The sequence below is a fragment of the Stomatobaculum longum genome (genome assembly GCA_000242235.1).
GTDB classification, from domain to species: Bacteria; Bacillota; Clostridia; order Lachnospirales; family Lachnospiraceae; genus Moryella; species Moryella longum.
In genome coordinates this window covers 41,593-52,610 of record JH590863.1, presented here as the reverse complement: position 1 = coordinate 52,610, position 11,018 = coordinate 41,593, and the positions used below count along the sequence as shown (strand labels likewise).

General features: G+C 60.1%; 9 protein-coding genes and 1 tRNA gene. All 10 read right to left on the bottom strand.

From position 1 onward, the window contains the following. Positions 1-7: 7 nt before the first annotated feature. The gene (locus tag HMPREF9623_RS06040) at positions 8-2,209 is read right to left on the bottom strand and encodes a hypothetical protein (RefSeq protein WP_009533007.1); all 2,202 of its coding nucleotides are present in this window, start codon (positions 2,207-2,209) and stop codon (positions 8-10) included. Next, the gene (locus HMPREF9623_RS06035; protein WP_009533006.1) at positions 2,190-2,972 is read right to left on the bottom strand and encodes a glycosyltransferase; all 783 of its coding nucleotides are present in this window, start codon (positions 2,970-2,972) and stop codon (positions 2,190-2,192) included. Before HMPREF9623_RS06035 ends, HMPREF9623_RS06040 begins: the two co-directional genes overlap by 20 nt. After that, positions 2,969-3,619, bottom strand: a complete 651-nt coding sequence (locus HMPREF9623_RS06030; RefSeq protein WP_009533005.1) for a D-sedoheptulose-7-phosphate isomerase — start codon at positions 3,617-3,619, stop codon at positions 2,969-2,971. The genes HMPREF9623_RS06035 and HMPREF9623_RS06030 overlap by 4 nt, the downstream gene beginning before the upstream one ends. Before the next feature lie 44 nt (positions 3,620-3,663). Then, positions 3,664-4,914: an LL-diaminopimelate aminotransferase gene (locus tag HMPREF9623_RS06025; RefSeq protein ID WP_009533004.1), complete on the bottom strand. Its 1,251-nt coding sequence runs from the start codon at positions 4,912-4,914 to the stop codon at positions 3,664-3,666. A gap of 105 nt (positions 4,915-5,019) precedes the next feature. Continuing rightward, positions 5,020-5,092, bottom strand: a tRNA-Ala gene (locus HMPREF9623_RS06020). Positions 5,093-5,182: 90 nt separating this feature from the next. Further along, positions 5,183-6,424, bottom strand: coding sequence for a peptidase T (gene pepT / locus HMPREF9623_RS06015; RefSeq protein ID WP_009533003.1), 1,242 nt, complete (start codon positions 6,422-6,424; stop codon positions 5,183-5,185). A 73-nt stretch (positions 6,425-6,497) separates the two neighbouring features. Continuing rightward, positions 6,498-7,574, bottom strand: a complete 1,077-nt coding sequence (locus HMPREF9623_RS06010) for a hypothetical protein (protein ID WP_009533002.1) — start codon at positions 7,572-7,574, stop codon at positions 6,498-6,500. After that, a complete protein-coding gene (locus HMPREF9623_RS06005) occupies positions 7,571-8,743 on the bottom strand; it encodes an ABC transporter permease (protein ID WP_009533001.1) in 1,173 nt (390 codons plus the stop codon). Before HMPREF9623_RS06005 ends, HMPREF9623_RS06010 begins: the two co-directional genes overlap by 4 nt. After that, positions 8,740-9,411, bottom strand: a complete 672-nt coding sequence (locus HMPREF9623_RS06000; protein WP_009533000.1) for an ATP-binding cassette domain-containing protein — start codon at positions 9,409-9,411, stop codon at positions 8,740-8,742. The genes HMPREF9623_RS06005 and HMPREF9623_RS06000 overlap by 4 nt, the downstream gene beginning before the upstream one ends. A gap of 3 nt (positions 9,412-9,414) precedes the next feature. Then, on the bottom strand, positions 9,415-10,908 hold the full coding sequence (locus HMPREF9623_RS05995) for a hypothetical protein (protein WP_009532999.1): 1,494 nt from the start codon (positions 10,906-10,908) through the stop codon (positions 9,415-9,417). Between the last annotated feature and the right edge of the window lie 110 nt (positions 10,909-11,018).

Below are 11,018 nucleotides of genomic sequence, written 5' to 3'. Positions count from 1 at the left end.
TGGCGCGCTAGCGCGCGCGGTGGTAGCGATAGAGGGCATTTCCCTCCTGCCGTATCACGACTTCAATGCTCCCCTCTTCCTCGAGATAGCGGATGATATCGGCCGCGCGGCTGTGATCCGCCAGAAACATATCGTCCGTATAGAGCGCGTCTATGCCCGCACGGTCCAGAAATTCCTTAAAAAGATCCAGCGTCTTCACGAGATACACATTGCCGCCGCTCCCCGCGAGGTCGGTGTAACTTTGCGCGTCACAGGGCAGCAGGTAGCACTCCGGCTCGGCCGCCAGGGTCAGAAGGCGCATGCGCGGCGCATTTTTCACATAGCGGTAGATGGGCTCGCCGCCGTCGAGAATCAACGTCTCTTCGGCGAGCCGCCCGTGCGGATAAAAAAGGCCGGCCCGCTCCTCATAGCCCGTATAGCCCCGCGCGCCCGCCCAGTTGGTGAGGCAGAGCATCAGGACAGCGAGCAGGGCCGCCGGGCTAAGCGCCCGGAATAACAGCGCGCTCTTCTCCCGCCACAAAAGAAAGACCGTGAACAGAAGCAGCAGATAAAAGAGGCCGTAGTAATTGCCGTCAATCTGATGCAGGCGCTCGAGCGAGAGGAGCAGCAAAACACCCTGCACCGCGAGGAGACAGCCCGGCAAGGCCGCGCTGCCCGCCCTTTGCGGCGTTTCCCTGCGCCCGCGAACGCAGAGCGCAAGGAGCAGGACGGGAATCAGTGTCGTGCCCCAGGCAATCCGGATGTGCAGCCCCGCTTCCCCGACCGGCGTCAGAAACAGAAGGCGAAGGCGCAGGAGAAGCGCAAAGAGACGCGCTTTCCCGGAGAGCTCTGCCCCGGCGTCCGGGAGACTCTGCACGGCGAGCGGATATCTGCCGCGAAAACCGAGTGTCTCAAAGAGGCCGGTGAAGACCGAGACCAGCGGATAACCGGTCAGATGCAGCGTCCGAAGCGTCACGGCCGCAAGCGCTGTCAAGGTAAACAGCAGCGGGAGCAAAAGCTGCCGCCACGGTGTCTTATCTTTCTGTCCGCCCCCGGCAAACAGCGTGATATGTCCTCTCCGCCGTCCGTATAACAGCGCGTAGAGGAAAAAGCCGATGAGTAAGCCCCCCGAAAAGACCGGCGCCGTCGGTTTCAGCATGAAGGTAAAGAGCAGCGCGCTCGCGGCAAAGGAAAAAGCGACACGGCGCTCCGTACCGCGCCGCCGTTCCGCGCGGCGCACTTCCCGCACGGCATAGAGCTGAAATAAAATCGTGATGAGATCGGTCTTCGCCGAGACGCTTAAGTTCATGACGCCGGGCAGCAGCGCGGCGACAGCGACCGGGTAGAGCGCGCTCTTCTCTCCGATTTCCGCTCTGCAGAAATCATAGAGAAGAAATAAGAGCAGCAGCCCGAGGCAAAAGGAAAAGGCAAGTGTCGGGCCGTAACTTTTCCCGAGGTATAGCGGCAAGGTCAGAATTTCGAGCCCCTTCGGGTAAAAATAGACCTGATTCACCGAGCCGAGCGCCTCGAAAATGCCCCTGCCGTTGTCGAGCACAAAGGGCGAGCGGAGCGCATAGCGGAGGGAATCGTAGTCGACTGCGAGATTCAGGCGGCCGAGCTGCACGAGTACAGCCGTGATTGTGAGCGCCCTGACAGCGCTCTCTCCGACGCTCCGCCGCACATCCGCCGCCGCGCCGGGAAGCGCTCTGCTTCGAAGCCCCCCGGTGGCAAGTGCCCGCCCTGCGGTGAGCAGCGCAAGCAGCGAAAATACGCCCGCCAGCGCGCGCCAGGTGAAAAGACCGCCGATATGAAAGCCTGACAGCAGGCCGACCAGCGCAATCCAGCACGCCGCCCCCGTCAGGAAACCGCGATACAGCTTCTCCGCCGTGGCGGCGATCTCCGCACGGCGGTATAAGAGCGCCATGCCGGCAAGACTCAACATAAGAACCCAGAATCCCGCCATGAGCACACTGCACAGTGCCAGATGGCGGAACGCGAAGCTGAGTAGCAGGAGAACACGCGCTATCTTTCGCTGCCCGCTCCCGCAAATCCGATCGACACAGAAAAAGAGCAGGTATACAAACACGGTCTCGAGGAGCATCGCCGCCGTCCGCGGGTCCGCGAACTGCTCCGCAAAAAAGCCGTCCCCGGCGAGGCCGTGCGCCGCAAACAGACTGAGTCCCGCAGCAGCTGCCGCGAGCAGCCCCGCCCTACGCCCCGTAGTCCACATAGGCACTCCGGTAAACGCGCATCAGCAGTTCCGTGACGGGTTCCGGCCACATTCTGCGGAACATCGCTCTCTCCTCCCGCTCCCGCACATGATTCTCCGTGAGCGCCGCGGTCGCCGCGCCGCTGTGAATCCGATAGAGTAACAGGCTCTGCTCCGCGACCACCCAGCGCCCGCTCGCCGCTGCGAGCTGCCAGAGCAACTCCCAGTCGAGCACAAAGCGGCGCGAGGTCGAAAAGGGCGCCTCACCGAGCGCATCCCGCCGATAGGCGCAGGACGGGCAGACAATCGGATTGCCGAAGCGAAGACTGAGGCGCTTGCCCGCCGTACAGGTCGAAAGCAGCGGGAGCCGCAGCGGAACGCGCAGCAGTTTTTTCACGAATTCCGCCTTGCTCCGCGGCTGAATTCTGCCGTCCCGGAGGATGCGCGCGTCCGTCGTAAAGAGCGTGAGATCCGGATATGCCTCCGCCGTGCGGTACAGGGTCTCGGCATAATGCTTTGCGTAGACATCATCCTGGTGGGCGAGCGTCACAAAGTCGCCGGAAGCCTGATACAGCGCAAAGTTCCAGTCCGCCCCGATGCCGGGTTCTCCGTCCCGCACACAGTAGCGAAAGCCGTACTGTGCCGCGAGCCGCTCGAGGAAGGGACTCGGCGTCGCCGTGCAGAGCAGTCTCTCCGAGGAAACAGTCTGTCCGGCGAGCGAGCGGAGGCAGCGCTCCAGATAGGGCGAATCCCCGTAGGCACAAACCGCAAAGCTGTGCGTCATTTGTTTGCGTCCTCCCCAAAGAAGGCAGTCTCGAGCGCGAGGCAGAGGGCGTGGTAAATCGGCAGATGCAGCTCCTGAATCCGGTAAGTTTCCTGCCGCGGCACAATGAGCGCCACATCCGCGATTTTTGCGAGCGCGCCGCCGGTCTTACCCGTGAGGGCAATGACCTTAAGGCCGAGCGCCCGCGCGGTCTCCGCCGCATTCAGAACATTCTCGGAATTGCCGGAGGTGCTGATGGCGAGCAGCACATCGCCCGCTCTGCCGTAGCCGTAGACCTGCTGCGCCATGGCAAACTTCCAGTCGCCGTCATTGCCGAAGGCACTCTGCAGCGCATCGTGTCCCGTGATTGCGATGGCCGGAAGCGCGCCCTCCAGCATCGCGGCGACGCGCGCGCCGCGCTCCCCCTGCGCGCTCAGGGTCTCACGCACCGCAGTCGGAATGCTGCGGCGAAAGGCAAAGCTCTTCATGAGTTCGCCGACCATGTGCTCGCTGTCGGCCGCGCTCCCGCCGTTTCCGCCGACCAGCAACTTACCGCCCGCCGAAAAGGCGCTCCGCAGCACTTCCAAGGCGCGGTAGAGCTCTGCCCGGAGGGGGGCAAGTTCCGTGTAATGCGTGAGCAAAAGCTCCAGGTTTTCTTCTCTCTCCATCTATCTGCTCCTCTCTGCCTGTTTCCGTCTTTTCGGGTCTGTGCTTACAGCTGTAAGGCCTGTATGCGCGCCATCGCTTCGACTGTGTCCTCGTAGGTGCCGAAAGCCGAGAAACGGAAATAATGCTCGCCGTGCGGTCCGAAGCCGGAGCCCGGCGTGCCGACCACCGCCGCTTTCTCCAACAGTGTATCAAAAAACTCCCAGCTCGTCATATCGCCGGGCGTTTTCACCCAGACATAGGGCGCGTTCACACCGCCGTAGACCGAAAAGCCGGCCTTTTTCAGGGTTTCGTACATGTAGTGCGCATTCCGCATATAGTACGCGACCTGCTCGGCGGTCTCCCGCTGTCCCTCAGCGGAGTAGACGGCCTCGCCCGCGCGCTGCACAATGTAGGGTGCGCCGTTGAACTTGGTCCCGTGGCGTCTGCTCCAGAGCGCGTGCAGCTCGACTTCCTCGGTCGTGCCGTCCGCGCGCTTCACCTTTTTCCTAAGATCGTGCGGCACCACCGTCGCGCCGAGGCGAAGCCCCGTAAAGCCCGCCTTCTTCGAGAACGAGCGGAGTTCAATCGCACAAGTTCTCGCCCCCTCGCACTCGTAAATCGTGTGCGGGACATCGGCTTCGGTAATATAAGCCTCATAGGCCGCGTCAAAGAGAATCACGCTGCCGTTCTCGTTGGCGTAATCCACCCAGCGCTGCAGCGCTTCCTTCCGCATGACAGCACCGGTCGGGTTGTTCGGCGAGCAGAGGTAAATGAGGTCCGGTGCCTTGCCCGCCGGAAAGGCCGGTGTGAAATCATTTTCCGCGGTGCAGGGCAGGTAGGTGATGCCCGCATAGATGCCCTTCGCCGCGTCGTAGTCACCGCTCCGGCCCGCCATCACATTCGTGTCGAGGTACACGGGATAGACCGGGTCGCAGACCGCGACTGTGGAATCGAGGCTGAAAATTTCCTGGATATTGCCGGAATCGCTCTTTGCGCCGTCCGAAATAAAAATCTCATCCGAACGAATCTCCGCACCGCGCGCCTTATAGTCGAATTCGACCATCTTATCCCGGAGGAAGGCATAGCCGTTTTCCGGCCCGTAGCCGCGGAAGGTCTCCGCTTCTCCCATCTCGTCGACCGCCTTGTGCAGTGCCTGAATGACCGCCGGGCAAAGCGGCTTCGTCACGTCGCCGATGCCCATCCGGATGACGCGCTCGCCCTGATGCGCGTCGGTAAAAGCGGCGACCTTCTTCGCAATCGTCGAAAACAGATAGGAACCCGGAAGTTTCAGATAATTCTCGTTGATTTGATACATACAATACTCCTTCACTGCAAAACCTGTGACTGCTTTCTCTCCCGTGAGACGCACGCCGAAAACGCGAAAAGCCGCAGGGCTTCTGCCTGCGGCTTTTCTTTTGAATGGAGATGGAGGGATTCGAACCCTTGACCCCCACGTTGCGAACGTGGTGCTCTCCCAGCTGAGCTACACCCCCACGGGATTTGAGCGGTACTACCGTACCAACAGGTAATATCTTACACCCAATCCCAAAACTTGTAAAGCTATCTTTCGTTTCCTTACAATTTTATTTCGCCTTTTTTCCGATCATCTCGGTGACAAGGGTCTTCAGGACCTCAATCATGCGGTAGAAGTCGGTGACATTCAGGTACTCGTAGATGCCGTGGAAGTTCTCGCCGCCGGTCGAGATGTTCGGGCAGGGCAGTCCCATGTAGGAGAGCGTCGCGCCGTCGGTGCCGCCGCGAATGGCCACCGTGCTCGGCGTGATGTCGTTCTTCCGGAAGGCTTCGCGCGCGGTCTCGATCAAATACGGATAGGGCTCCACCTTCTCCTTCATGTTGTAGTAGCTGTCTTTCACCTCTGCCGTGAGCTTCGCCTCGGTGTGCGCGTACTTTTCATTCAGCTGCTCCGCGACTGCGAGGAAGGTCTTCTTCATGCCCTCAAACTTCTCGCGGTCGTGCTCGCGGATGATGTAGCGAAGTTCCGCGGAACTCTCATCGCCCTTCATCTGGCAGAGGTGGAAAAAGCCCTCAAACCCCTCGGTGTTCGCCGGAGTGCAGGGCGGCAGGAGGGACTGGAACTCCATGCCGAGCATGACGGCACTGACCATCTTATTCTTCGCGGAACCCGGGTGCACATTCACGCCCTTGATGTGCAGCGTGCCGGAAGCCGCATTAAAGTTCTCGTACTCGATGCCGCCGATTTCACCGCCGTCCACCGTGTAGGCGACTTCCGCGCCGAAGCCCTTCACGTCGAAGAACTTTGCGCCCTCTCCGATTTCCTCATCCGGCGTGAAACCGATGCAGAGCTCGCCGTGACGGTGCTCCGGATGCTCGTGCAGATATTCGACGAGCGCCATGATCTCCGCGACACCGGCCTTGTCGTCCGCGCCGAGCAGCGTGCTGCCGTCCGTGACCAGGAGCGCATCCCCCTTGGCGAGTTCCAGCTGCGGGAAGGTCTTCGGCGAGAGCACTTCGCCGTGTCCGAGCGCAATGTCCCCGCCCTCATATTTCTCGATGAGGCGCGGCTTCACATCCGTGTCGCTCGCCGCGGGCGAGGTATCCATGTGGGAGATGAGACCGAGCGCCGGTGTCACCGCATTTTCCGCCTCTGTGAGATTCGAGGGAATGCGCGCATAGACATAGCATTTGTCCGTGAGACGCACATCCTTTGCGCCGAGCTCCTTTAAATCCGCCTCGAGCTTCCGCGCAAGGTCGAACTGCTTCTCGGTGGACGGGTGCGTTCCCGACTCCTCCGAAGACTGGGTGTCTATTTTGATATAAGAAATGAGTCTCTCCAATGCATCCATATTCCTGCCTCCTTCGTTTTCAGTCGCAGTTTTTTTCGTAGCTTTTACAGTTTCCATCCTACACGATAGACTTTCATAACTCAACCACCGGGGCCAAGGTTCCGGCCGCCAGTTTGAGATAATAGTACAGCGGGTTTACGAGCTCAAGCGCGCGGATGCCGAGGTCCAGAAATACAGGCGCGCCGAGCAGGCAGAGGAGTAAGAGCGGCAGCAGAAGCGCGAGCAGGATTTCCTGCCGTCCCCGGGTCAGCGTGCCGATTACCGACACAAAGAGCAGCACCAGGAGATTCAGGCAGAGCAGGGACAGGGCCTCCCGCCCCGCACTTTGCATCAACCCGCCCGCAAAGAGTAGCGCCAGGAGCCCGAGACTCGCCACCGCCTGTACCGCGAGCAGATAGCGGAGCGCAAACCGACGTTCAGCCGCCGCGGACGCAAAGGAAAACAGCCCCTTCCGTCTGTCATCGAGAAAGTAGAGCAGCGCGACAAAACTCATCAGCAGCAGCCAGAGCGCGCCGAGTCCGCGGAGCGGCGAGCGGAGGTAGCTCTGCCGCCGCACCGTCTGTCCCGCCGCATTCTCGTACGAGATTAGCTCACCGCCTATTTTCACATCCGCATAGCGCGCATCCAACTCTTGCCGGACGGTCGGACTGTCCGGATGCAACGAAAACTTCTCCGTGAGAAAACGCCGATAGACGGATTCGGAAATCTCAGGGTAGAGCGCGCGGTACAGCACTTCGCGGGACAAAAGCACAACCGCGCTGTCCTCCCGCTCGAGTACCGTGACCAGAGGAATATTTTTGCCGCCAGCGCGCTTCTCGATCCGCGCTTCGAGGTCGGACGGCAGAATCCACGCGGCGTCCAGTCTGCCGTTACGGAGCTGTTCCCGCGCGCGCCGTTCATCGGCGACTCTCTCGATGCGGAGCACCGTATCACCGGTCAGCAGTCTGTCCGCGACCCTCCGATTCACTTCCGGCTGCTGCCCTTCCTTCTCTTCCGTGACCAGACCGATTCGCAAAATACCGCTCTCCCCGCGGCTTCCGAGCCGCAAAAAGAGTCCGAGCAGCGGCAGAAGCAGGCAGAGGAACAAAAAACTCTTTTTTCGGAAGAAGCGCTTTACAAGCAAGAACTCCCAGCGAAGTATCTGTCTCATGCCTGCCTCCTTCCCGCACGGCAGAGCGCCGCGAGCAGAAGAAACAGCAGTGCAAAGAGCAAAAGCCATGCTCCCTGCCAAAGAAGTGCTTCGGCAGAGCTCCCCGCTGTGAGGTTCTGCAGATAGGAAAAACACTGTCCGCTCGGGAGCGCGCGGCTGACCCGCTGCCAGCTGTCGGGAAAAAAGGCGAGCGGATAAAAGCAGCCGCTCACAAAGGAAACGGTGATTCCCGCGAGCAGCTGTAAAAAAGCGCCCGCCAATATCCCCGTCGCGAGCTCATAGAGCAGGAACTGGAAGGCTGTCGATGTGCAAAGCACCGGCAGAATTCCCGGAAATTTTCCCCGCAGGATGACGATGAGCGGCAGGCACGCGAGTAACTGTAACAGAAAGTAGGCCGCGTATTCCGCGAATAGCTGGCGGGTGCGGGATACCCCCTCCGCCGCGAGCAGGTTCCCGAGCACCCGGGAGCGTCCCGCCGCAAAGGGCAGTGCACTGACGCCCGAGGAAAAGAAAAGAAAGCAGAGCAGTGCCGCCGCATAGTAGCGCGCTATCGAGACATCCCGAAGCGGCTCAACGCTCGCCGTCCGGTAAGCCTGATTCCGGTTTAGGACCAGTGCGAGATAGCGGAGATTCAGCTCTGTCAGCAGCTTCTCGTGCCGTGCAGCCGCGCCGTGGGCGTCAAAATAGCCCTCCGCCGCATAGATGCCTCTCTCGGTCTCTTTTAAAATCACCTCTGCCGCACTGCCCGCCTCGCGAATCAGCGCGCTGTTTAAGCCCGCCTCGAGGCCGCCGCCCACATAGCGTATGGTCTTATTCTCGCCGTCGGCGAGCGCGGAGAGAAAATCATCCGGCACATCCAAATAGGCCTGGATTTCACCGCGCCGAAGAGCCGTCTCCGCGGTCTCCCGGTCCATCTGCTCATAGGAAATCGCAAAGCGGGAGCTGTCCATATTGTTCAGCATCCCGAGCCCCGTCCCGAGATAGGTCTCGCCTCTGCCGCCGACAACACCGAGTTTCAGCTTGGCGCTTCCCTCCGCCGAGGGCGAAAAGAGCTTTGTCAGAAAGAACGTGAGCAGCGCCGCCGACAGCAGCAACAGGACATTCGCGCACAGCGCTCCCGGAAGGCTTCGCAGCGCTCTCTTCCACTGCGCCGAAAAATAGCGTCTCATAAAAACAGTGCCTCCGCCGCCGCCTGATTTGCCGGGTGCGGAATATCCCGCAGGATGCCGTCCTTCAGAAAGACAAGCTGATCGCAGTGCGCAAATTCCGCAAAGTCGTGGGTCACGAAGAGTGCCGTGCCGCCTCCCTCCGTAAAGCGCTTTAAGTAGGCGTAAAACTTTGCCTTTCCCTCCATATCGAGCGCCGCGGTCGGTTCGTCGAGTAAGAGAATCTTCGGCGCACGCAGCACGGCAATCGAGAGCGCAAGGCGTTTCTTCATGCCGCCCGAAAGTTTGGCGACCGGCTTTTTCAGAAACGCGGTCGCGCCGAGCGCCGTAATCGCCCCGTCTTCCGCCATGCCTCTCTCTATGGCTTTTCTGTCGTGCCAGAGCAGTAAATTGTCAAAACCGGACAGTTCCTCCATCAGCGGATTCGCCTGCGGCGAAAAGCTGACCAGCGCCCTGCGGCGCGCCTCATGCCCGAAGAGCTCTTCCCCGTCATAGGTAAAGCTCCCGCCGTCCGGTCGCAGAATTCCTCCCAAAACGGAAAGAAGTGTGGTCTTCCCGCCGCCGTTGCCGCCGAGAATGCCCACACAACTTCCGTTCGCCGCCTGCAGGTTAATCTCCCGCAGGACAGCGTTCTTTCCGTATTGCTTTTGAATCTTTGTTAAAACCAGCATTGCTTACTGCATGTAACCCGCGCTCTTCAGCGAATTCTCCATGAGGTCCAGATAGTTCGACGGGATATCCGTCTGACGAAGCTGACCGAGGAAGCCGTTCCAATTCGCGCCCTTCACAAAATTCTCGGCCTCTGTGTTGTTCGAGACATCCACACTCGCATCCTCTGCCGGTGCCGTCGGCTCCTCGCCGCCCTCGCTTCTGGTCGAATCCAGCGCCACGGTCACAAACTCGTTGTCGTCCTTGTTCACCGTCACGGTCATCTTCGTGCTCTTCTCGGTCTCCGCGACATCAAAGCCGAAGCTGAATGCGCTGAGATCCATGACACTCGTGCTGCTGCCGCCCGCGAGCTTGAACTTACCCTTTGCCGTGAGCTCACCCTTCTTCATTGCCGCAAGGTCAAGCTCATCCAGCGTGAGCACGCCGACCTGCTCGCCGTTCTGCGTGAAGGTGAACACACCGCTCATCTTCTTGCCGTCATTCGAGCCGCTGCCGCTCACATTGAACAGCTCCTTGCCGTCCTCCGAGAACGAGACCTCCGACGCGAACTCATTGCCCTTGTTCGGCGCCTTCATCGAGAAGACATAGTTCTCGTTCGAATTCGGGTTCTCGATGCGAATCTCACGCGCCACAATCTTGTCGCCCTCGCCGAGCCAGATGGTCGAAATCAGCTTGCCCTGAATCTCGGTCGGGTTGCTCTTTGCCTTGTCGACTTCGTCCTTGAACTGCGCGTAGCCGTCATCGCCCACAAAGCCCTTGACCACTGCCGCGAGATCCTGGTCATCCGAAGCGGCTGCGACAATCTTCTTCTGCAGTTCGGTCAGCTGCTCGCCCTCAAAGGTCGCCTCGAGCTTGGTCGCATTGACGGTGTGATTGCCGACCGTCACATCCTCTTTCGATTCCTGCACATTCTTTGCCTCGTCGGTGATCAGCTTGCTGTAGCCCGTAATCACCTTGTCGAGCTGCTTGCCCTCCGGCATCTTCTTATACTGCTCGAGCGCGCTCGCGAAGCTCTCCGTGCCGCCAAGCGCCGAAGCCGGAATCTTCATATACTTCTCGGCGAGTTCCGGAATCTGCAGGTAAACTGCCTCGTCCGACATGAACAGGTTCATCGTGCCGAGCGGCTTCTCGTTCAGGCTGAGCGCCACATTCTCCTCGAGTGCGGTCTTGCCGACCTTGGCTTTCATCTGCATGCCGAGCTTCGTAAGCCAGGAAAAATCCGTGCCGCCCGAGAGCGCCTGCAGCGTCTGCTTTGCGCCATCCGAGACGGTAATCGTCATCGTGCCCTCGCCGCTCGCGACCTTGTCGCTCGCGAGCTTTTCCCGCGAAGTATCATAGGCGCCGAGGAAGCTCTCGCTGAACTCCTTGACCTGCTTCTGCTCTGCCTCCTTATAGCGCTGATCCGGCGAAGCCGCCGCCTTTTTGCCGCAACCGGTCGCCAGTGCCAGTGCCGCCGCTGCGCCGACCGCCGCTCTCTTCCATCTTCCGAACAATCTCATTGGTTTCCTCCCTTTCCGCCCGATTCCGGGTCATGTGAGCAGTATATCATGTTTCTTTTGTTCACGGAATGTTCACAAAATATATTAGGATTTTCTTTTGCTTTCTGTAA